A 20,907-nucleotide genomic window follows, 5' to 3' on the forward strand; every position below is an offset into this window, starting at 1 on the left:
TGAAGAAGTTGGGGATACAACTCCCCAATTCTTGATGAAAATCATGTTCAGCAGCACGTTTTATGCTTTGACTGGAACATGATTTTGTAATTGATGGAAATTAGAACTTAATCAGATGTTCCTTAGCCATGTGTTATGGAATACCAACAGGGGATCTTCAGCGTCGCGATTTTGTCTGGAATGCCCCGCAAACATATCCATGTTATCTCGAATAGTTTCATATACTTGAGGAGCAAATATTCTGAGAAATTCAAGTGCAATAAAATCAACAACGTTAACTTCTCCAGCAACGGGAGGAAAAGTAACGCAAAAGATATTTGTTAGCCGTACAACGTCACGAGGTTTCTCAATGAACAAATCCAGCCCATCCACGTATACGTTATGCCAATAGACTTCATCAAACTTAATATCTGGGAACGACTCCAAAACTCGACTCAAATTCGTAAATAGCTGCTGCCGTAAGAGTATTTTATCTATAGAAGGCAGTGAGAACGGTACTTGAACAATTTTCTCCAAATATGAAGCACCATCGATACCAAGTGACTTATTTAAAGCCAATTGCACGACATCTCTATCGAAGGAAAGTAAATAAATCACATTTGGAAAATCTGCGATAGCCTTGATTGCCTTAAATAACTCTCGAATTTCATCTGGTGAGAGGCGATCAATATCATCAATTAAAAATAATACTCGTGTGTTTGATTCAAATAATGCCTTAGCAATTTTCGACTTTAGCTGTGGAATATCTTCAGTCTTTATATTTAATTTACTTAACAGCCATGCCACTATTTTGGAAGCCCATGGCGCACCTGCGCTTGTCGTGGCTGTCGCGGCTAAAGCATCAGAATATTTAGCCATTATGTCGCCGACCTTCTGCAAGGCACTTGGAGCGAGTTTGAGGGAGGATTGAAATGTCGATAAGAATTGATTAACCAAATGGTTTTTATCATTAAACCACCAAGGATTGAAGTCAATTACAAGAATTGGCGAATCCTCTTTTGTTTCCTCTAAATGACACTTTACGAAGTTGAGTAGCGTTGATTTCCCTGCCCCCCAAGGACCGTGCACAGCCATGACCAACCCCTGAGGGCTTGGGGTAACCAAAATGGCTTTGGCGATTTGACGAGCAAAAGCTGTATATCCATAAGAATCCTCAAAAGGATTACTTTTAGGTACATCAGATCCTAAAATAATTATATCTTTTGCTCCCGCTTCTGCCATACATACCTCTATTAGTTAATAAGTATCCACAACGTGATGTTTCTCAAACTTCGCAAGAGCAATTGATAAAACGCCACCTAGCGCTGACGCTCCTTCTCCCACAACACATCCGATCCCCCAGCATACCGGTTCAACACCCGCGACAACACAAACAGCAAGTCCGACAGACGGTTCATATACTGTCTTGGTGCCTCATTGATGGCCTCGGCATTGCCTACGCTGACTATCGCACGTTCTGCGCGGCGGCAGACGGTGCGGCAGACGTTGGCGATGGCGGCGGCACGGGAGCCTCCGGGCAGGATGAAGTCTTTTAGTGGTGGCAGGTCGGCATTGTATTTTTCCAGGAGGGCATCTAGCCGCTCTACCTGGGCATCGGTGATCATGGTGTAGCCGGGGATGCAAAGTTCGCCGCCCATGTCGAACAGGTCGTGCTGGATGGAAAACAATTCTTGCTTCATCTGCTCTGGCATGTCTTCACACAGCAGGACGCTGATCTGAGAATTGAGTTCATCCACATCACCCATGGCGTGCACGCGCAGGGCGTCTTTGGCGACGCGGCTGCCATCACCGAGGCCGGTCGTACCTTTGTCGCCGGTACGTGTTGCGATTTTTGAGAGTCGATTACCCATGGCAAATAAATTAAGTGAAAAATAAATAAGGAAGTGTGAAAGGATACGGCAAAATCTGCCCGAATACACCTTGGATACACCATCCTCTCCGCTGGCAGCATGCACATCATAGCTGGTATTGGTGCTTGGACACCCGCCATGATTGCCCCGCTTGCCGCGTATCAATATAATCTCGCCATGACACTTACACAATTACTCGGCGCGATACGCGCCTCTTATGTTGCCGTACTGACTGCGGCCATCAATCAGGATAATGCCCATGTCGAACCGGCTTACCGCAATGCCGATGGTGCACTCGCTCTGGAAGGCAGCCCGGCCTTGCCCTGCCGGGCAGACTGGATACCGGTAGAGGGTGAATATGCCGGACAGTCACATACGGTGGATGCCAAAACCCAGCTGGAATTTGAGCCCTTTGGCTTTAGCATGTCAGGCACCGAGGTAAGCATCACTCCGTTTACCTGGGACTGGCTGCCCTTGCAGATCAGTGGCCTTGCACCTGATGTTGCTGCTACTACCCTGGCCAACTGGTTCATGGCCTGGTTTGATGTTGAGGATAACAATGTAAAAAATGCCGAGAGCCTGTACGGAGTCGTGCATTTCATGTCTGCCATCACACAGGAAGATGAAGCCCTGCAAGTCAGCATAGACCTGGGTTCTGTCTCTGAGGCGGCACTGGAAGATTTGTTGTTCAAGCTGGCTGATGCCAAAGCGCAGTCCATAAAACTGGGCTAAAGCAGCACTATGTCATTTTACTTGCCTGGCTGGCAATTTTTGAACGCTGATTGCCGCTGGCAAATAAAATAAGGCAGGAAGTTGGAAAGCTTACGGCAAAATCTGGCCGGACACAGCATAATAGAGGGCACCACTACCTGTACGGACCGCATCATGAACCATCCTGCCATTTTGGCGAGTGTCAGAAAGCCCCTGCCCACTGGCCTGTTGCATGCCCTGCAAGCCATGCTGGAAGACCGTTGCAGCATCGCCCTGGCAGTGCGTGAGCACCATGGCCGCGACGAGTCCTCATATGATCCCATGCCACCAGAAGCGGTGGTATTTGCCCAGAGCACCGAAGAAGTCGCCGAGATCGTCAGGCTGTGTCATGCGCATGATGTGCCAGTGATACCCTACGGTGCCGGTTCTTCGCTGGAAGGCCATATCCTGGCCCTGCATGGCGGCGTGACGATAGATTTGTCACAGATGAACAAAATGGTGGCGGTGCATGCCGAGGATTTGACCGCCACCGTACAGGCTGGCGTGACGCGCAAACAACTGAATACCGAGATACGCGACACCGGCCTGTTTTTCCCGATAGACCCTGGTGCTGATGCCAGCCTCGGTGGCATGGCAGCCACGCGGGCATCCGGCACAAACGCCGTGCGCTACGGCACCATGCGTGAAAACGTCATGGCGCTGACGGTGGTGACTGCAGATGGCCGCATCATACGCACGGGTTCGCGTGCCAAGAAATCATCTGCCGGGTACGATCTGACGCGGGTGTTTGTCGGTAGCGAAGGCACGCTGGGCATTATCACTGAAGTGACGGTCAAACTTTATCCCTTGCCGGAAGCCATCTCGGCTGCGGTGTGCAGCTTCCCTGACAATGCCGATGCGGTGAATACCGTTATCCAGACCATACAGATGGGCGTACCGATTGCACGGGTAGAATTTCTGGATGCGAATGGCGTGCGTGCCATCAATGCGCATGACAAGCTGAATTTGCCAGTCAAGCCTTTGCTGCTGTTTGAATTTCATGGCACAGAACATGGCGTAAAAGAACAGGCTGAGCTGGTGCAAGAGATTGCTGCGGCCAATGGTGCCGGTGATTTTGAATGGGCAACCAGGCCAGAAGACCGCAGCCGCCTGTGGGCTGCGCGGCATAATGCCTATTTTGCGCTGCTACAATTACGGCCAGGTTCACGTTCTATTTCTACCGATTGCTGCGTGCCGATTTCACGCCTGGCTGAATGCATCAGCGAAACCCAGATCGATTGTGAAAACCATGGCATTACTTATTCCATCATAGGCCATGTTGGCGATGGTAATTTTCATGTACTGATGCTGGTAGATCCGGACAGCCCGGATGAAATTGCGGTGGCAGAATCCATCAACCAGCGCATGGTGACGCGGGCGATTGCCATGGATGGTACCTGTACGGGTGAGCATGGCGTGGGCATACACAAAATGGGATTTTTGATAGAAGAACATGGGGCAGATGCAATACACATGATGCGTATGCTCAAGCATGCATTTGATCCAAAAAATATTTTAAACCCGGGCAAGATTATTGCGTGGGATGAGGTTGAAGAATAAATCGAGACCATCGTCGTTTATCGACGGAAGACCACTCACCACAGAGACACCGAGCCACAGAGATAACACAGAGAAGATCGAAGCAAAAAAATCTGAGCATTGCTTTGAACCCAACCTCCTTGTGTTATTTTTGACTGCTTGCCTGTGGATTGAGCAAGCGTATAAAACAAATCAGGAAGAGTATGGCAACACGATTACCACCGGTACATGCATTATCTGCTTTTGAGGCTGCGGCGCGGCATAGTTCTTTTGCGATTGCGGCAGAAGAGTTGTGCATCACACCTTCTGCACTGTCGCACCGCATACGTCTGCTGGAAGAACATTTGTGCGAGCGCGTTTTTGTGCGTGAAGGGCGCAGTGTCACGCTGACTGAGTTTGGCCGCCGTTACCTTGATGTGGTGCGGGTAGCCTTGCGCACCCTGTCTGATTTCCCGCTGCCGAACAAGATCACGCAAAGCCAGTTGCGCGTCAAGGTGACGGTGCCGCCTACTTTTGCGCGCTATATGTTCATGCCGCGCCTGGCCGAATTCATGCGCCAGTATCCCGATGTCGAAATTGAAGTCTATCTGTTTGTGCCGCTGTATGACCTGAGCCTGTCAGAAAGCGATGTAGAAGTGCGCTTTGGCGCCGGTGAATATCCTAATCTTGTCACCAAGAAATTATTTGTCGAACCCAGCTTTGCCGTCGCCAGTCCAGCTTACCTGAAGTCTTTGCCATCGATACAGGCACCGGCAGACCTGCGTCATGCCAGACTCTTGCGGTCTGCGCTGGAACCCTGGCAGCCATGGTTTGAAGTGGCAGGCTTGGACTGGCCAGAACCAACGACAGGCTTGCGCATTGATGACCTGGGCCTGTTGCTGGAAGCAGTCAAGCACGGCCATGGCATAGGCCTGACACGTCAGCACTTTGCCCAGGAGATGATCAACCGGGGCGAGGTCGTGCGCGTGTTTGATACGCAACTGGCAACACCACCGCATGCCTATTACCTGGTACATGAGGCGCAGGCAAATATACGGCCAGAGGTGCAGTTGTTCATCGACTGGATGCAGGCGACTTATCAGCAGGCTTAGTGGCAAGCTTAGTGACAGGTTTGTAGGGTGCGCCGTGCGCACCGTTTGAGGTACGGACATGCCTCTGCAAACCTATATTTGTTGGAAACGATGGTGCGCACGGCGCACCCTACAATTTGCTCAGGCGAATAAATCACCGGGACTTGGGTAAAGAGATAAGCGTAGGGCGCATTGTAATGCGCCGTATGTGTGCGCCACGCACGGCAATCATTTTTTTTCCCGGAATTTGAAATGGCATGCGGCGCATTGCAATGCGCCCTACAACACGGCTACGTTTAGAAATAGCCTATGTGCACCGCAAAGCTGTCTACGTTACACCACCCTGCTGCTTTCCTGCCCTGGTTGCGCTATCTGCTTTTGCAAAGCCAACCATTTATCCAAAGGCATGGGGCGGGCGAACAAGAATCCTTGCATGGATGCACAACCGTTGGCGATCAAAAATTCTGCCTGCTCCTTGGTCTCTACCCCTTCGGCCACCACACGCAAACCCAGGTGGGATGCCATGGACAATATCGATTGCACGATGGCCGTGCCATTTGCATCACCCGGCGTATCCTGGACAAAACTCTTGTCTATCTTGAGCTCATACAAAGGCAGGCGTTTGAGATAAGCCAAGCTGGAATAGCCGGTGCCAAAATCATCGATGGAAAAACGTATGCCCAGGGTCGTCAACTCCAGCATGCGGGCGATGGTGTCTTGCAGATTATCGATGAGCAAACCTTCAGTCACTTCAAAGATCAGGCGTGACGGTGGGGCGCCTGTGTAGCGCAAGACGCGCCTGACTTTTTCTACGAAATCTGGCTGGCGAAATTGCTTGGGGCTGACATTCACAGACAGCGGTATGTCACAACCTGCAGCCTGTAATTGCAGCAGGGCCATGCAACCCTGCTCCAGCACCCAGTCACCCAGGCGCAAGATCATGCCGGATTCTTCTGCCACGGGGATGAACAGTGCGGGCGACACAAAGCCACGTTCAGGATGTATCCAGCGCATCAGCATTTCACCACCGACTGGCTTGCCCAGCCTGTCGACCTGGGCCTGTATATACATGTGCAGGTGCCCGCCTGAGATGGCTTCGCCCAACTCTCTTTCCATGGTCAGCCTTTGTTCGACCTCGGTCTGCATGCCGGTTTCATAAAAGGCGATCTGGTTGCGGCCACTGCTCTTGGCGCGGTACATTGCTGTGTCCGCTTCACGCAGCAGGTCGTGTGAATTCTGGTTTTCTCTTGGCAACATGGTCACGCCTATGCTGCAGGTCGTGCTGTATTGCAGGCCATTGATATCAAAAAACTGTGATATCGAATGACGGATTTTCTCAGCCACGGCCTGTGCTGCATGGGCGCCTGCCACTACGTTATTCGAGATATGGCAGAGCATGACGACGAATTCATCGCCACCTATATGGGCCACTGTATCCACTTCGCGCAGGCTGCTGGAGAGTCTTTGCGCAACGAGGTTCAACAAGGCATCACCGACGGCATGGCCGCGCGCGTCATTGATGTATTTGAAGTGGTCAAGATCGATGAAAAGCACGGCACTGACCATATTGCCGCGCCTGGCTGTTGCCAGCAGTATGCTCATGCGGTCCAGCAAGAGGCGGCGATTCGGCAAGCCTGTCAGCACATCAAAATAGGCCAGCCTGTGTATATGTTCCTGGGCTTTTTTACGGTCACTGATATCGCGCCCGGTAGCCACCCAGTGGCTGAACAGACCGTGCTCGTCGGCCAGCGGTACCACGTCGGCCTCCATCCAGAATTCACTGCCATCGTGGGTATAGCATATTAGTTCTATATGAACCGATTCATAAGACAGCAGCGCTTCGTTGAGTTTATCAAGTTCATCTGTCTGGGTGCGCGGCCCCTGTAAAAAAACCGGCGACTTGTCGATGACATCCTCACTTTTAAATCCGGTCTGGCGCACGAAGGCATCATTGACGAAGACGATTTTGAGGCGGCGTTTTCCTGCGCCATCAATATCAACCTTGATGATCATGACGATGTCATTCAGGCGCGCCACGGCAGCGACAATCAGGCGCAGTTCTTCGTTCGCCACGGCAAGTGAAGATTGCCCATGCTGCAATGAGGCAGCGATGACGCGCTGGTGTTCAAGCGAACTATCCAGTCTTTGCAATAACACACTGCAAGAGATGGACATGACAGCCCCAATGAAGCTGAAATTGATGGTAACCACCACCAGTTGCATGAAGGGGTGGGAATCAAAGCCATACACATGCAAATTGGAATCAGAGATATAGCCCACCACCAGCAAACTCAAAGAAGCCAGCACCAGGGCATACATGGACAGCCGCATGTTCAGCAACAAGGCAGTCAGCACAGGGAAGGCCAGCAGGTAGATCAGCCCGGTCAGGCCGACCTTGATGAGAAACCAGACACCGAGCAGATACAGGAAAAGCAGGAAGTTCCAGGCGCGTTGCTGATAGTTCAAGAATGGCAGGCGCCAGATTGTGGCGACCCAGCCCAGCGCAAAAATATCAACCACGACGACTGACCACAGGTTTTCGCTGATGGCCAGCACAATGCTGGGTATGGCTGTTGCGCCACCCAGTGCGAGTACAAAAAACAGAATGGCAGACAAGACCTGCTCACGCCACTGGTGGGTTTCCACCGGTGCCGAAGAGTTAGCCATGAAATTACTGCGGATGAATTGAAAAACAGTCACAAATCCTGTCCTTCTGCAATCACATCACGAAACAGGCCAGACCAGATTTAGCGGCCAGAACAGTAATACTATACCAACATATATCCATTCAGACAGAAATTGCGCCTGTGCTGGCAAAAAGCGACAAAATGACTTTACACAAGGCAATAATATGGCTGTTTGGCAGACTGATTGATCAAGAGACTGATCAATCAGTGCCTGACAATCCCGACTAATCGACGTTTTTGCCCGCAGAGGCACACCACAGGGCAAACCATTGTTCACGATTCAGCGTGATCGCAGTGGCATTGACTGCTTCTTCAATCGCGGCAATACGACCTGAACCTGTCAGCACCAGTGGCCGGGATGGATGTTGCAAAATCCAGGCAAGGGCAATGGTACTGGGGCTGCTATCAAGCTCTGCCGCAATGCGGGCCAGCACTGTGCTGATGCGCTGGCCGCGTTCGTCCTGCTCATGCAGGGGACGGAACAGGCTGCCACCACCAAGGGCTGACCAGATCATCGGTGCAATGCGCAGGCGCTGGCACAAATCCAGCGTACCATCATGCAGGGGTTGCATATGCAGGAGCGATAATTCCACCTGGTTGGTCACCAGCGGGAAACCGGCTGCCAGCAATTCAAACTGGCTGTTGGTGAAGTTTGACACACCAAAATGCCTGACCTTGCCACTGTCTTGCAAATGCTGGAAAGCACCGGCGATTTCGTCCGCATCCATGAGCGGATCTGGCCTGTGTATCAGCAATAGATCAAGCTGCTCTATCTGCATCGCACGCAATGATTGTTCTGCAGATGCAATGATGTGTGCGGCACTGGTGTCGTAATGCTGCATGCCATGGGCTGGGCGATTATCAGACACCAGCTTGATGCCACATTTGCTGACGAACTGGAACTTGTCACGCAGGTGCGGTGCCAGCGCGATCGCCTCACCAAGCAATTGTTCGCTTTCATAATTGCCATAGATATCTGCCTGGTCTATGGTGTTGATGCCGAGCGCCAAAGCTTGCTCAAGAAAGCTTACTCTTTGCTGCGCTGTCATTTGCCAGCTGGCGAGCCGCCACAGGCCAAGTACGATGCGGGAAAATTCAGGGCCGTTTGGAGCGATAGGGGCAATCTGTAAATGTGGTGTCATGCTATTTTTCATTATTGTGTCAGTGCCTGGAAAGTAGAGATCAGATCATCACGCGTGGTGTAGCCAGAAGCGAGCATGTGTAGCGCGCCCTCATGCACGAGCAAGAGCGCTGGAAAGCCGCGTATGCCCCAGTTTTTTGCCTGCTCAAAATGCTCGCGCGCATCTGACATGGCCATCGGTGACACCAGGGTTTCGGCAAAGCTGGCAACATCAAAACTGCCCTCACCTTCAACCTTGTTCATGGCAGCGACGGCAAGTTCAGACAAGACTGCCGGGTCACGCACATCAAGCCCTTGGGCATAGAAGCCATGCTGTACCGCATGGAAGACTGCCAGTGCAGACCGCCCTGTATCATCGTCAGTCAGCGTGCGCGCAGTCACCACGGCGCGGCAGGCGGGCTCAGTGTCATACACAAAGCCGGACTGTAACATGGCACTATCGCTAAAAGGCAGGCCACTACGTTCTGCCACCTGCTGCCAGTGCCCGATGATGGAAGTGCGCGTAGCATCATCCAGCACTTGTTTGTTATAGGCGCGCAAACCACCCATGATCAAATCAATTTTTGCATCCGGCACAGTATCAAGAAAAGCCAGCAATTCTGGCCCGAAGCCATAACACCAGGAACACATGGGGTCGGCGACATAAATCAGTTGCGTCATAAAGCAATCTCAAAGTATCAATATTGATTTGCCATTGTATAGAAACTTGGGATTGACTGTCGCCTGCGATTTTGTAGGGTGCGCTGTGCGCACCAGCCTGTCTATATTTGCACGCATGGATTTACACGCGTGACTACGGTGTGCACGGCGCACCTTGCTAAACTACGCGGGGTAAAGGGCACCTAAAATTCGCCCGCCAGCGGCACCTGTCACTTCGGCCAGGTTGCCCGCCAAACGCAGGCAAAAGCGCTGTGCCAGCCAGGCGAAGGCCAGGGCCTCTACCTGTTCAGGCGCAACACCGAGCACTGCAGTGCTGCGGACAACAGCAGCGCATGATTGCGCCGCCAGCAAAGCCTGCAAGCGCTGCATGAGCTGATGATTGAAAGCACCACCACCGCAGACATAAACATGGGCGGCATCGGCAGCATGGCGGGCAATATCATTAGCCAGCGTCAGCGCGGTAAATTCACACAAAGTTGCCTGCACATCGACAGGCGATACGGCATCGAAACCCTGCAGTTTGCCTTGCAGCCATGCGGGATGGAACAGGTCACGCCCAGTACTTTTGGGCGGTGGCATGTGCAGGTAAGCCTCGTCCATCAGACTGTTCAACAAGGCGGGTATGACATTACCCTGCGCTGCCCAGTCACCATTGGCATCATAGCTTTTACCCTGATGTTGCAGCACCCAGGCATCCATCAACACATTACCAGGGCCGGTATCAAAACCACGGGTACTGCCATCTGCCGCGAGTACGCTGATATTGCTGATGCCACCAATATTGGCAACCACGCTGGAAGCACCTGCGCGGCCAAATACGGCACGGTGAAAGGCTGGCACCAAAGGCGCACCCTGGCCACCGGCAGCGACATCACGGCTGCGGAAATCGGCAATCACATCTATCCCCGTCAACTCGGCCAGCAAGGCAGGGTTATTGGTCTGGCGGGTATAGCCCAGCTCAGGCCTGTGGCGAATAGTCTGACCATGCACACCTATGGCATGCACGGTTTGTTCCGGTGCACCTGCCTGCAGCTTTTTGACGCAAGCGGCATAAGTACTCGCCAGCGCATTTGCCAGCATGGCTTCATGATGCAGTTCATTGTCACTGGCCTGCTGCAGGCGCATGGCTTGCTGGCGCAGGTCTGGGTCAAAGGGGATATAGGCAGTCGCGATAATCTGCATACCGGTGTCAGCATCAGCAGCAGCATCAACTGAATCGGGCAGACGCACCATGACACCATCCACGCCATCGAGGCTGGTGCCTGACATCAGGCCGATATAGATGTTTGCCGTATTGTGTTGATTGTGCAGCATGCTGATTCCACCTGTATGTTGATCAGCATGAGTATAGAAGAGTCGGCCAGGTATTACAGCGTCTTGCAGAAAATTCTGTTGGCGACTTCTTCGTTTTCCATACGAAAGACGGTGGCACCTATGTCGGCATAACAAGTACGTGGATAAAAGCGCAGAGCCTTGTCATTACCGACCCAGGCTGTCAGCCAGAGTCGCTGTACGCCCAGAGAGCGTAAATGTTCTTCAGCTTCAGCCAGCAAGCGGCGGCCTATGCCGCGACTAAAAAATCCAGGGTGTACGTACAGATGATCAAGCTCGGCCTGGTGTTCGGCCTGCACCTGGTCATTGCGTTTACCGTTCAAGGTCTGGCAATAGCCAACCAGATGGCCATCAATTTCTGCCAGCAGGATGTGGGTATGTTCTTGTGCGAGATAGGCAGCCGTGCGTGCGGTCGTCAGTTCAGACAACACATAATCAGCAATCGATTTTTTGATGCCATGCTTGACATAGGTATCAAGCCAGACTTGCAATATCAATACAGTCAAGGCAGAGACATCCTCTGTCTCTGCCTCGCGTATGATGACTTCGCCTGCGGTCAAACCAGACAAACCAGTCAAACCAGCCAAGGTTTATGAGCGCTTGGCCGCCAGACGCATAATTTCTGCCATGCGTTCAGGATGCAGCAAGTTAAAGCGGTGAATCATGTCGCCAGCAAAACCCTTGAAGCGGCTCATTTCAGCAACTGCCAGAGGTGCTGCCTCTGTCATATTGATGCTCATGGGGTCACGCGCTTCATTATTGACGCGGAACTCATAATGCAGATGCGGGCCAGTGGACCAGCCGGTAGTGCCGACATAACCAATGACATCACCCTGGCTGACCTTGCTGCCCTTGTGTATGCCAGCAGCAAAACGGCTCATGTGGGCGTAGGCTGTGCTGTAGTTATTCCAGTGCTTGAGCACGACCAGGTTGCCATAACCATTGCTGGGCGCGGCTGAATCAACCACACCATCAGCCGAGGCGCGGATAGGTGTACCAGTGGCGGCTGCAAAATCAACACCCTTGTGCGCCTTCCATTGACCGGAAATAGGATGCACGCGCATGGAGAAGCCAGAAGACACACGGGTAAATTCTATCGGTGACTTCAGGAAGGCTTTTTTGAGGGACTTGCCGTCAAAGGTGTAGTAGCCACCCTTGCCGCCGGCTTCTTCAAACCAGGCAGCCTGATACAGCTTGCCAGAATTGCTGAATTCACCTGCGAGTACGCGACCAGTGCGGACGCGCTCACCGTTTTGCCAGAAGCTTTCATAGACAATATTGAAATAGTCGCCCTTTTGCAGGCGCTGGTAATCAACATTGGTCTCGAACATGGATTTGACCTGCTCAGTGACGCCATAGGGGATCATGGCATCGTCGGCAGCCGGGTAAAAGGCAGTGCGGATATAGGCCGTTGCCATTTCCACACGTCTTTCGAGCTTGGCGCTGACATCAGAAGATGTCAGTTTGCCATGAGCATCGCGGTTGATGACGATATTTCTGACTGGTTTGTCCGGGCCATCAGAGACCGTTGTTTGCAACCACAGCAGTTCACCTTCTTCATCCGTTTTTACTGCCACGGTTTTGTCAGCCCTGAATTGCAGGATAGTGCGTGCAATATTGTCTGATTTGATGAACTGTGCCGCTTCTTCGTCATCCACGCCTATGCGCTGCAAGAACGTGGCCAACTGCTCACTGCTCTTGAAGGTGGCTTCACGGATGAATTGCTGATCAACCGCTTCGAGTGCGGCGACCTGTTCATCGAGCGAAGGCAGGCTCAGCTCTTCCTTGATGCGCTTGACTGGCAAGTCAGAAGCATCTGGTGCCAAAGGAGCAACACTAGCAGCGCCAAATGCGCAAACAGCAAAGAAAAGAGCGGAAACAGAAACGATGCGCGAAGCGCGTGTAGTGCCGAACAACAGCCTGCCGCCAGAGACGATACGAAGTAATTTATCTGTTGGACGCATGCAATAAGTTAAAATTGACTGGTTTTATTGAAAATTCGAGTACATTGCGGTGAAATGCTCTTGCATATTTTATGCGCACATTATCAAGACGGCAATATTGAAACTCGCACTAAGTTCGGGATTAAAAACCAGGCAAAGGCATTAAAATGCTGACATCTGGCTTAAACAATAATCCCTGCTAATTAACCAACACCCAGAATTTGGCAAACGCTGATTATGGATTCAGATTTGAAATTCGACCAGCGGTGTTACAAAAAATTTGATTTCCATTCATGATGACTTCTGAACAAAATTCCAGCTCCCCTGAAAACACTGGCAATGCCAGCAAAATCATGCCCCTTTCCGATGCAGTGCAACATGCACTGGCAGTGACCAAACGCGGTGTTGATGAACTGCTCATCGAATCCGAATTTGCCCAAAAACTGGCCCGTAGCGAACAGACGGGCAAACCCCTGCGCATCAAGCTGGGCCTGGACCCGACTGCACCAGATTTGCACCTGGGCCATACCGTTGTACTCAACAAGATGCGCCAGTTGCAAGATCTGGGCCATACCGTGATCTTTTTGATTGGCGATTTTACGTCCATGATCGGCGACCCGTCTGGCCGCAACGCCACCCGCCCACCGCTGACGCGCGAGCAAATAGAAGACAACGCCCAGACTTATTTCAAGCAGGCAGCTTTGGTACTGGACGCCAGCAAAACCGAGATACGCTACAACTCTGAATGGTCAGACCCACTCGGCGCACGCGGCATGATCCAGTTATCATCCAAGTACACCGTCGCCCGCATGATGGAGCGCGATGACTTCACCAAGCGCTTCAAGGCGGGCACCCCGATTTCCGTGCATGAATTCTTGTACCCGCTGATGCAGGGTTATGATTCTGTCGCCCTTAAATCTGACCTGGAACTTGGTGGCACTGACCAGAAATTCAACCTGCTGGTGGGTCGTGAACTGCAAAAAGATTATGGACAAGAGCCACAATGTATTTTGACCATGCCTTTGCTCGAAGGCCTGGACGGCGTCGAGAAGATGTCAAAGTCCAAGAATAACTACATCGCCATCACTGAACCAGCCAATACCATGTTCGCCAAGATCATGAGTATTTCTGATGTCATGATGTGGCGTTACTACGAGCTGCTGTCCTTCTGCTCACTGGAACAAATCGCTGCTTACAAAAAAGCAGTCGCAGAAGGCCAGAACCCGCGTGATATCAAGGTAGCGATTGCGCAGGAAATCGTGACGCGCTTCCATAACAGGCAGGCGGCGGAAGATGCACTGGCGAATTTTGTCAATGTTACCAAAGGTGGAATACCAGATGACCTGCCAGAAGTTAGCGTCAGCGGTGCGCCAATTGGTATAGGCCAGTTGTTAAAGCAAACGAATCTTTGCGCATCGACATCCGAAGCCCTGCGCATGGTAGAGCAAGGCGGCGTGCGTATAGATTCCGCTGTTATCAGCGACAAGGGCTTGAAAGTGGAAGCAGGTACTTTCGTGCTGCAAGTCGGCAAGCGCAAGTTTGCGAAAGTGACGTTGACGGCTTAATGCTTATGCGTAGGTTGGGCTACGGGGTATCAGCCCAATACTGGGCCTTCGCAAATGTATACATTATTTGATCGCCGAGTGTTGGGCTGATGAAGCGTAGCCTAGCGAGGCCCGGCCCAACCTACAATCTTGCCCAACCTACCAGATTTCGCCCGCCCACTCTCTCTTCGCTACACTAAAGCAACAACCAATTACCCCCATGATCGCCCTACTCCAAAGAGTCACCGAAGCCAAAGTCGTCGTTGATGGCAACACCATAGGCGCCATCAATGCCGGCCTGATGATCCTGGTCTGCGCCGAGCGCGAAGACACTGAAAAACAGGCTGACGACCTGCTAAAAAAATTACTCGCCTACCGCGTATTCTCTGACGACGCAGGCAAGATGAACCGCAGCGTCACCGACGTACAAGGCGGCTTGCTCTTGGTGCCGCAATTCACGCTAGCAGCGGATACCAATTCCGGCACTCGGCCCTCATTTACGCCAGCAGCCCCACCAGAACTGGGCAGGCAATTATTCGATTATTTTGTCGCCCAGGCACGCAGCAAACATGCGCAGGTAGAAACCGGCAGTTTTGGTGCCGACATGAAGGTCTCACTGACCAATGATGGCCCGGTGACCTTCTGGCTAAAAACAAAATAAGAACAAAATAAGAACAAAATAAACAAATGAAACCCACAGAAATTTTATTGATACGCCATGGCGAAACCGCCTGGAACGCCGAACGCCGCTTGCAAGGCCATCTCGACATCCCATTGAATGCCGAAGGCACACGCCAGGCCAAGGCATTGGCCTGGGCCTTGCAAAATGAAAAACTACACGCAATAGTCTCCAGCGATCTACAACGCGCGGTGCAAACCGCAGGTGAAATCGCCCGCCTGCAAGGTGTCAGCACCCGCATAGATAAAGGCTTGCGTGAACGTTGCTTTGGTGGCTTTGAAGGCAAGCTGTATAGCGAACTACCCAGCCTGTACCGCAAGGAATATAACGCCTGGCAAGCGCATGAACCAGATGCACAATTCCCACCTGGCGAAAACGAAGGCGAAACCATACGCCAGTTCCACAAGCGCGTTATGGAACATGTGCTGCATTATGCCAAGCAATTCGAGGGCAAGAAAATCGCCCTTGTCGCTCACGGCGGCGTGCTTGAATGTGCTTACCGCGCCGCCAAGGATTTGCCGCTGAGCGCACCACGCGAAGTGACCATCTACAACGCCAGCATCAACCGCTTTGAAGTCACAGGTAAAGAAATCAAGCTGCTGCAATGGGGTGATATTGCGCATCTGGATGCCGATGGGCTGGATGAAATTAACCAGAGCAAGGTCGAGAAACATTGATGTCTTTGCGATGGCAATAACCGGCATTATCTGTCAGTTGAAAAACGCCACTGGGCTCCAGCTTGTGCTGGAGCGACCTTAAATTGTGCCACCAGAATAGTATGTTGAACAAATTGGAATTCTTATTTGCATGAGCGAATGATAATCCTCATATCTTCCAAATCGTCATTCCTGCGCAGGCAGGAATCCAGAGACTTTCGTGATACACCGTAAAAGCGATTGGCTAATAAAACATCATCAACAACAGAGTTCAAGATACTGGCACTTATTTTTACTTCGTTAATTTCTCCAGCTTTCCTTTAGCTTTGGAACTGACATCCAGTTTCACGGCTTGCTGATAGGCTTCTTTCGCTTTGGCCTGTTCATCTGCAGCCAGGTAGTAATCACCCATACCTTCATGGGACAAAGCATTGCGTGGATAATTTTCCAGATTCGCGCTAAGAAAATCATGGGCATTCTTCAATTTTTTCTCACGCAAGAAATGCTGTCCCAACCAATCCATCGTTTCAAGATCGGGTAAAAGCTTGTAGCCCATACGGGCGCTGATTTTTTCAAACTGATGTTTCAGTTCACCTGCACCATCTATCTTCGCATCATACAAGCGCACAAAATCAGCCATCTTGTAAAAATCAAACAAGAAATTTAAGCCGTCATACTCGGCCAAAACCGGAATAGAACCATGGCCTTCGTCCGGGTAGTATTTCCACTTCCAGCGCAGGCCGCTTTGTGGATGCGCATCCAGGGTATCGACCAGTTTGAGTATGGAACGAATATGCCTGCTTTCCTGATCGCTGCCAGATCTGACCTGATCAATAGACACGCCTTTGGCAAGTGTATTGGCAACCGCCAGATATAGCGATTTGTTAGCCAGGCGGCCATCCCTTAGCGCGACTTCCATCTGTTTGACCAGCAAAGCATTATCCCACCACATACTGGGGTCTATCGCCAGATAGGCGTCGAACAATGCACTGTGATTAATCAGATTATGCATCACGGTCAAGCCACCCAAAGAATGACCAACCAATACCCGATAAGGAGCAGCCGGATATTTTGCGTTAATGTAGGGAATCAACTCTTTTTCCAGATAAGTAGAAAAAGCTTCGCCACCACCAGAGTTTTCATTGATCTTTTCTGGCTGGGCATACGAACCTGCCTTCGTCGGTGTCAGTTCACGCTGGCGGTTATTGTGGGTAACCGCAACCAAGATCATTTCGGGGCAAGAGTGTCCAATGCCCCGGCATTTCTTTTCCATCAAACCCATCATCGAAAGAAAATGATCGCTGCCGTCCAGCAAATAGACGACAGGATAGACAGGCTTTTCCGGTCCCAGAGCAGCATTCGGTTTGGGAACATATACCCATATCTTTTTATCTTCATCCAAAGCATTTGAATGTATGGTCTCTATCGTGCCCACGATAATGTCTTCGTTTTTCTCCCCGGCATGGGCAAATCCAACCAAACTCAGCAGAAGAACAAATAGTCGAATGTTGCTCATAGGATGGACAATTCAAGGTAATAGAAATGACAGATGGTTTACATCTTTGTATCGGCATGATGGCAAGATTGCCTAACGAACAATATCAAGTCAAGAAACTTTCCAATTCCTGCAAAGATTCACACACAAAACTTAAAGCAACCTTTTGGTTGCATTTATTCAAAATCCATCCCATAATAAATACGCAGCTATTTGGTTGCATATATCACACAATGGAGACAGATCATGAAAAGCTACCAGCAAAGCCTCAACATCAAAGCCAGCCTTGCCGCGGTCTATGCAGCCCTGACCACCATACAAGGCTTGCGTGCCTGGTGGACCCAGGATTGTGAAGGTGGGGTAGCCGTTGGCGATACCCTGGAATTTCGCTTCAGTGAGTGTTACAAGGATATGCGTATAGAGAAACTGCAAGCTGACAGCGAAGTTCGCTGGCTATGCACCCGCGCGCATATCGTGGCTGAATCAGTCAGCCTTGCTGACGAATGGGTGGGCACTCAGGTCGTATTCCATATCAGCGATGCAGGGCTGGGCAAGACGCAGCTGGATCTGGAACACATAGGCCTGTTACCTTCGCTACAATGCTATACGCTTTGTCAAAATGGCTGGCAGCATTTCCTCGCCAGTCTGCAGCTGTATCTGGAAACTGGCACAGGCACACCGTTTGTAGCGGCCGGTCATCAGCAAATCCCATCCACGGAAAGGAGAGCAGCAGCATGAGCAATAATACAGATAGCATACAGCGCAGCATCTTCATCAATGGCACACGTGAGCGCGTATGGCGTGCCCTGACTGATGCAGAAGAATTTGGCGCATGGTTTGGTGTCGATCTGAGCGGCCAGGTATTTGCGCCGGGCCAGCGCACACGTGGGCTGTTTACCCACCCTGGCTGCGAAGGTTTAATGTTTGATATCGTCATCCAGCATATACAGCCACAAGATGCCATGTCTTTTCACTGGCATCCGTATGCAGTCGATACTGCTGTTGATTATTCTGGTGAGATACCAACCCTAGTCAGTTTCAATTTACAAGATGCGCCCGGCAATGCTGTCTTGCTGACTGTGGTTGAATCAGGTTTTGACAAAGTGCCTGCGCACCGCCGTCGCACAGCCTTTGAGATGAATACCGAGGGCTGGGACATACAACTGCAAAATCTGGGGAACCATGTCACCAAGTAAAACAAGCAACAAGGCCAGCGCACCAGCCATCATTAGTGCCCACGACACGTCTGCTCAGGTGTTCGCGGCACTTGGTGATCCCACACGTCTGAAGCTGGTGGCAGTGCTTTGCGCAGGTGGCGCTTTTTCGATTTCTCACCTGACGCAAACCACAGCCATCAGCCGCCAGGGCGTCACCAAGCACCTGAACGTACTGGCTGAAGCAGGTGTCGTCAGTGACATCAAAATTGGCAGGGAACGTTTGTGGCAACTGCAAGCTGCGAGCATAGATGAAGCCAGAAAAACACTCGAATCCATAGGCCGCGAATGGGAAATGGCACTGGGCAGACTGAAGCGTTTTGTGGAAAAGGATGATTAGGGGACAAACAAATTTCTTGCTATCGACCAACACCATGAATACACGGAAATACTGCATCCAAAAAAAACGACATTTCCCCAAAGCTTATTCCGCTAAGTGCTGGGTAAGCGTAGCGAGCGGTTCAAGTTTGAGTTAAGAAGCGCAGTCGTACTTAAGTACGACGAGCATCGCAGGCTCAAAATTGAGCCGCGCAGTAGCTTAACCAGCACTTAGCAGCTACATTTGGCGAAACTGGTGTTGATACGCCTGCGACACCGCCAACCATTCATCCTCTTTCTGCAAACGCAAAGCCAGGCCACCATCACTTCTTTGCACTGCATCTATCGCTGCCACATTGACGATATTGCTGCGGGATATCTGCCAGAATTTATCACCGTCGAGTTGCGCCGCCAGGTCCTTGATGGTGGTGCGGATATAGGCTTCGAGCCTGGCAGTGATGACTTTGGTGTATTTGGAGTCTGCACGAAAGCAAAGCACATCGCTGACATTGATGAAGCGTATCTGGTTGCCAACCGATGCCTGTATCCAGCGCAGTGCTTCTTGCGGTTTTTTGATTTGCAGGGAAGACAGGTCAGCCGGTTGTTGTGACAGGCGCTGCTTCAACCTTTGCACTGCCAGCGCCAACCTTCCTAAATCCAGGGGTTTGAGCAGGTAATCCACCGCACCCTGGTCAAAGGCATCAACGGCATAATCATTATGGGCAGTCAGAAACACGATATGACAGGGATGCTGGGCCAGGCGGGCCACGTCTATACCGCTCAGGCCAGGCATGCGTACATCCAGAAAAGCGATGTCGGGGCGCAGATCGGTAATGGCTTGCATGGCCTTGATGCCGTCATCAACAGCGGCGATGATATCCAGTTCTGGCCATAGCTGCGCCAACGCGTTTTGCAACTCCTGACGCAAGATGGCTTCATCTTCAGCGATCAGGGTTTGGGGTCTGATGATGCTCATGCCAGCTTACCTGTCCTGGCTGGCAGACATATCGTAGCGCGTACACCACCCTTGCCTCCTGGCTGTAATTGCAGTTCTGCCTGCTCACCAAACAGGGCCGATAGGCGCTCCTGTACATTCAGCAAGCCAACACCACTACCCAGTTCATCCTTAAAACCGCGACCATTATCGCTGACTGTGACCAGCAACTGGCCGGCTTCGCTGCTGGCACTGATATCTATGCGCACCTCACCCGGCTGCGGCTCTATGCCATGCTTGATGGCGTTCTCTACCAGGCTCATGATGGCCAGTGGCGGGATCAGGCAGGCCCGCACTTCATCTGTGGCCTGGACTGAGTATTGAAAGCGTGCACCCAGACGTATCTGGAAGATTTGCAGATACGCCGCTGCCCTGTCCAGCTCTTGTCCCAGTGTGGTGGTACTCAGGCGCATGTCGGGCATGGCAGCGCGCAGGTAGGCAATCAGGTGGTTCAGCATTTGCTCCGCCATGGCGGCATCCTGGTGTATCAGGGCACGGGTGTTGGCGAGCGTATTGAATAAAAAATGGGGTTCTATCTGGCCCTGCAGTGCCGCCAGTCTGGCTTCCAGCATTTGTCTCTCGACTTTGTGCTTGCTGGCTTCCGCCGCCAGGCTGGCCTGGGTACGGTGTCTGATTTCCAGATCTATGGCAGCAGGCAAAACGGTGGCGAAAATAAACACCAGAATAATGGCGGGCAATAACCAGCTGACATGCCTGTGCTCATCGCTGGCCAGTAAGCAGCTTCCGCCTTGAGCCCTGCGAACAATGCCAGCGCCACAGACAAGGCCAGAATAGCCCAGCGCTGGCTGGCATGTTTGAACCACAGTATTTTTTGCGACAGACATAAACCAGCTTGTGCCAAAGTATAGGCCAGCAGGATGGCCAGGCTATCTGCCAGCCAGGCTGAACGTCCTTGGTCAAGGCTTGCATAAACCAGTAAACCCAGCACGGCCAGCATGGGTAATAACGGCCACGCGCTCAATGTGCCTGACTCATCCTTATCCGCATGAGTTATCGTCATGTCTGTACGCATTT

General features: G+C 51.6%; 21 protein-coding genes. 9 read left to right on the plus strand and 12 right to left on the minus strand.

Going from position 1 to position 20,907, the window contains the following annotated elements; translation table 11 throughout:
* Window positions 1–111 precede the first annotated feature (111 nt).
* On the minus strand, window positions 112–1,221 hold the full coding sequence (locus ACO0LI_RS26875) for a KAP family P-loop NTPase fold protein (RefSeq protein WP_423036550.1): 1,110 nt from the start codon (window positions 1,219–1,221) through the stop codon (window positions 112–114).
* Window positions 1,222–1,298: 77 nt separating this feature from the next.
* Window positions 1,299–1,850 carry a cob(I)yrinic acid a,c-diamide adenosyltransferase gene (locus ACO0LI_RS26880; RefSeq protein ID WP_422950709.1) on the minus strand — a complete coding sequence of 184 codons (552 nt, stop codon included), beginning with the start codon at window positions 1,848–1,850 and terminating at the stop codon, window positions 1,299–1,301.
* Window positions 1,851–1,949: 99 nt separating this feature from the next.
* On the opposite strand from ACO0LI_RS26880, the gene ACO0LI_RS26885 reads away from it, so the two are divergent.
* The 3 genes from ACO0LI_RS26885 to ACO0LI_RS26895 all read left to right on the plus strand — a co-directional run bounded on the left by ACO0LI_RS26885 (window position 1,950) and on the right by ACO0LI_RS26895 (window position 5,230).
* Window positions 1,950–2,582 carry a hypothetical protein gene (locus tag ACO0LI_RS26885; protein WP_423036552.1) on the plus strand — a complete coding sequence of 211 codons (633 nt, stop codon included), beginning with the start codon at window positions 1,950–1,952 and terminating at the stop codon, window positions 2,580–2,582.
* A gap of 153 nt (window positions 2,583–2,735) precedes the next feature.
* Window positions 2,736–4,160, plus strand: coding sequence for an FAD-binding oxidoreductase (locus ACO0LI_RS26890; RefSeq protein ID WP_423036554.1), 1,425 nt, complete (start codon window positions 2,736–2,738; stop codon window positions 4,158–4,160).
* Between the two features lie 182 nt (window positions 4,161–4,342).
* Window positions 4,343–5,230: a LysR substrate-binding domain-containing protein gene (locus ACO0LI_RS26895; RefSeq protein ID WP_423036556.1), complete on the plus strand. Its 888-nt coding sequence runs from the start codon at window positions 4,343–4,345 to the stop codon at window positions 5,228–5,230.
* Window positions 5,231–5,542: 312 nt separating this feature from the next.
* Here ACO0LI_RS26895 and ACO0LI_RS26900 read toward each other — a convergent pair whose 3' ends face one another.
* From ACO0LI_RS26900 to ACO0LI_RS26925, 6 genes are all read right to left on the minus strand, one after another.
* The gene (locus ACO0LI_RS26900; RefSeq protein ID WP_423036558.1) at window positions 5,543–7,876 is read right to left on the minus strand and encodes a putative bifunctional diguanylate cyclase/phosphodiesterase; all 2,334 of its coding nucleotides are present in this window, start codon (window positions 7,874–7,876) and stop codon (window positions 5,543–5,545) included.
* Window positions 7,877–8,120: 244 nt separating this feature from the next.
* A complete protein-coding gene (locus tag ACO0LI_RS26905; RefSeq protein ID WP_423036560.1) occupies window positions 8,121–9,038 on the minus strand; it encodes an aldo/keto reductase in 918 nt (305 codons plus the stop codon).
* Between the two features lie 11 nt (window positions 9,039–9,049).
* Complete coding sequence (locus tag ACO0LI_RS26910) at window positions 9,050–9,697, minus strand: DsbA family protein (RefSeq protein WP_423036562.1); 648 nt, start codon at window positions 9,695–9,697, stop codon at window positions 9,050–9,052.
* Window positions 9,698–9,859: 162 nt separating this feature from the next.
* Window positions 9,860–11,011: an anhydro-N-acetylmuramic acid kinase gene (locus tag ACO0LI_RS26915; protein ID WP_423036564.1), complete on the minus strand. Its 1,152-nt coding sequence runs from the start codon at window positions 11,009–11,011 to the stop codon at window positions 9,860–9,862.
* A 53-nt stretch (window positions 11,012–11,064) separates the two neighbouring features.
* Entirely contained in the window at window positions 11,065–11,616 is a 552-nt protein-coding gene (locus ACO0LI_RS26920; protein WP_423036566.1) for a GNAT family N-acetyltransferase, read from the minus strand.
* A gap of 3 nt (window positions 11,617–11,619) precedes the next feature.
* Window positions 11,620–12,993 carry a peptidoglycan DD-metalloendopeptidase family protein gene (locus ACO0LI_RS26925; protein ID WP_423036568.1) on the minus strand — a complete coding sequence of 458 codons (1,374 nt, stop codon included), beginning with the start codon at window positions 12,991–12,993 and terminating at the stop codon, window positions 11,620–11,622.
* Between the two features lie 275 nt (window positions 12,994–13,268).
* Here ACO0LI_RS26925 and tyrS point away from each other — a divergent pair, with 275 nt between their 5' ends.
* The 3 genes from tyrS to ACO0LI_RS26940 all read left to right on the plus strand — a co-directional run bounded on the left by tyrS (window position 13,269) and on the right by ACO0LI_RS26940 (window position 15,872).
* Entirely contained in the window at window positions 13,269–14,537 is a 1,269-nt protein-coding gene (gene tyrS / locus ACO0LI_RS26930) for a tyrosine--tRNA ligase (RefSeq protein ID WP_423036640.1), read from the plus strand.
* A gap of 199 nt (window positions 14,538–14,736) precedes the next feature.
* Window positions 14,737–15,177: a D-aminoacyl-tRNA deacylase gene (gene dtd, locus ACO0LI_RS26935; RefSeq protein WP_422950699.1), complete on the plus strand. Its 441-nt coding sequence runs from the start codon at window positions 14,737–14,739 to the stop codon at window positions 15,175–15,177.
* Between the two features lie 26 nt (window positions 15,178–15,203).
* The gene (locus ACO0LI_RS26940; protein ID WP_423036570.1) at window positions 15,204–15,872 is read left to right on the plus strand and encodes a histidine phosphatase family protein; all 669 of its coding nucleotides are present in this window, start codon (window positions 15,204–15,206) and stop codon (window positions 15,870–15,872) included.
* Between the two features lie 271 nt (window positions 15,873–16,143).
* Here the strand turns inward: ACO0LI_RS26940 and ACO0LI_RS26945 are convergent, their stop codons facing one another.
* Complete coding sequence (locus tag ACO0LI_RS26945) at window positions 16,144–17,367, minus strand: alpha/beta hydrolase-fold protein (protein ID WP_423036572.1); 1,224 nt, start codon at window positions 17,365–17,367, stop codon at window positions 16,144–16,146.
* Between the two features lie 225 nt (window positions 17,368–17,592).
* Between ACO0LI_RS26945 and ACO0LI_RS26950 the strand changes: the two genes are divergently transcribed.
* From ACO0LI_RS26950 to ACO0LI_RS26960, 3 genes are read left to right on the plus strand one after another with little or no spacing between them, the layout of a single operon-like run.
* Window positions 17,593–18,084, plus strand: a complete 492-nt coding sequence (locus ACO0LI_RS26950) for an SRPBCC family protein (RefSeq protein WP_423036574.1) — start codon at window positions 17,593–17,595, stop codon at window positions 18,082–18,084.
* Window positions 18,081–18,542, plus strand: coding sequence for an SRPBCC family protein (locus ACO0LI_RS26955; protein WP_423036576.1), 462 nt, complete (start codon window positions 18,081–18,083; stop codon window positions 18,540–18,542). Before ACO0LI_RS26950 ends, ACO0LI_RS26955 begins: the two co-directional genes overlap by 4 nt.
* A complete protein-coding gene (locus tag ACO0LI_RS26960; RefSeq protein ID WP_423036578.1) occupies window positions 18,529–18,900 on the plus strand; it encodes an ArsR/SmtB family transcription factor in 372 nt (123 codons plus the stop codon). Before ACO0LI_RS26955 ends, ACO0LI_RS26960 begins: the two co-directional genes overlap by 14 nt.
* A gap of 216 nt (window positions 18,901–19,116) precedes the next feature.
* Here ACO0LI_RS26960 and ACO0LI_RS26965 read toward each other — a convergent pair whose 3' ends face one another.
* Genes ACO0LI_RS26965 through ACO0LI_RS26975 form a run of 3 tightly spaced genes read right to left on the minus strand, consistent with a single transcriptional unit; the run spans window position 19,117 to window position 20,905 of the window.
* Window positions 19,117–19,854, minus strand: a complete 738-nt coding sequence (locus tag ACO0LI_RS26965) for a LytR/AlgR family response regulator transcription factor (RefSeq protein ID WP_423036580.1) — start codon at window positions 19,852–19,854, stop codon at window positions 19,117–19,119.
* Window positions 19,851–20,570, minus strand: a complete 720-nt coding sequence (locus tag ACO0LI_RS26970; RefSeq protein ID WP_423036582.1) for a sensor histidine kinase — start codon at window positions 20,568–20,570, stop codon at window positions 19,851–19,853. The genes ACO0LI_RS26965 and ACO0LI_RS26970 overlap by 4 nt, the downstream gene beginning before the upstream one ends.
* Entirely contained in the window at window positions 20,516–20,905 is a 390-nt protein-coding gene (locus ACO0LI_RS26975) for a hypothetical protein (RefSeq protein WP_423036584.1), read from the minus strand. The genes ACO0LI_RS26970 and ACO0LI_RS26975 overlap by 55 nt, the downstream gene beginning before the upstream one ends.
* Between the last annotated feature and the right edge of the window lie 2 nt (window positions 20,906–20,907).

Origin of the sequence: Undibacterium sp. Tian12W (assembly GCF_049339405.1) — a bacterium.
GTDB lineage: Bacteria > Pseudomonadota > Gammaproteobacteria > Burkholderiales > Burkholderiaceae_D > Undibacterium.

Coding starts and splice junctions, on each gene's coding strand:
- ACO0LI_RS26875 (WP_423036550.1), bottom strand. CDS start 1,221: ATGGCAGAAGCGGGAGCAAAAGATATAATTATTTTAGGATCTGATGTA.
- ACO0LI_RS26880 (WP_422950709.1), bottom strand. CDS start 1,850: ATGGGTAATCGACTCTCAAAAATCGCAACACGTACCGGCGACAAAGGT.
- ACO0LI_RS26885 (WP_423036552.1), top strand. CDS start 1,950: ATGCACATCATAGCTGGTATTGGTGCTTGGACACCCGCCATGATTGCC.
- ACO0LI_RS26890 (WP_423036554.1), top strand. CDS start 2,736: ATGAACCATCCTGCCATTTTGGCGAGTGTCAGAAAGCCCCTGCCCACT.
- ACO0LI_RS26895 (WP_423036556.1), top strand. CDS start 4,343: ATGGCAACACGATTACCACCGGTACATGCATTATCTGCTTTTGAGGCT.
- ACO0LI_RS26900 (WP_423036558.1), bottom strand. CDS start 7,876: ATGGCTAACTCTTCGGCACCGGTGGAAACCCACCAGTGGCGTGAGCAG.
- ACO0LI_RS26905 (WP_423036560.1), bottom strand. CDS start 9,038: ATGACACCACATTTACAGATTGCCCCTATCGCTCCAAACGGCCCTGAA.
- ACO0LI_RS26910 (WP_423036562.1), bottom strand. CDS start 9,697: ATGACGCAACTGATTTATGTCGCCGACCCCATGTGTTCCTGGTGTTAT.
- ACO0LI_RS26915 (WP_423036564.1), bottom strand. CDS start 11,011: ATGCTGCACAATCAACACAATACGGCAAACATCTATATCGGCCTGATG.
- ACO0LI_RS26925 (WP_423036568.1), bottom strand. CDS start 12,993: ATGCGTCCAACAGATAAATTACTTCGTATCGTCTCTGGCGGCAGGCTG.
- tyrS (WP_423036640.1), top strand. CDS start 13,269: ATGACTTCTGAACAAAATTCCAGCTCCCCTGAAAACACTGGCAATGCC.
- dtd (WP_422950699.1), top strand. CDS start 14,737: ATGATCGCCCTACTCCAAAGAGTCACCGAAGCCAAAGTCGTCGTTGAT.
- ACO0LI_RS26940 (WP_423036570.1), top strand. CDS start 15,204: ATGAAACCCACAGAAATTTTATTGATACGCCATGGCGAAACCGCCTGG.
- ACO0LI_RS26945 (WP_423036572.1), bottom strand. CDS start 17,367: ATGAGCAACATTCGACTATTTGTTCTTCTGCTGAGTTTGGTTGGATTT.
- ACO0LI_RS26950 (WP_423036574.1), top strand. CDS start 17,593: ATGAAAAGCTACCAGCAAAGCCTCAACATCAAAGCCAGCCTTGCCGCG.
- ACO0LI_RS26955 (WP_423036576.1), top strand. CDS start 18,081: ATGAGCAATAATACAGATAGCATACAGCGCAGCATCTTCATCAATGGC.
- ACO0LI_RS26960 (WP_423036578.1), top strand. CDS start 18,529: ATGTCACCAAGTAAAACAAGCAACAAGGCCAGCGCACCAGCCATCATT.
- ACO0LI_RS26965 (WP_423036580.1), bottom strand. CDS start 19,854: ATGAGCATCATCAGACCCCAAACCCTGATCGCTGAAGATGAAGCCATC.
- ACO0LI_RS26975 (WP_423036584.1), bottom strand. CDS start 20,905: ATGCGTACAGACATGACGATAACTCATGCGGATAAGGATGAGTCAGGC.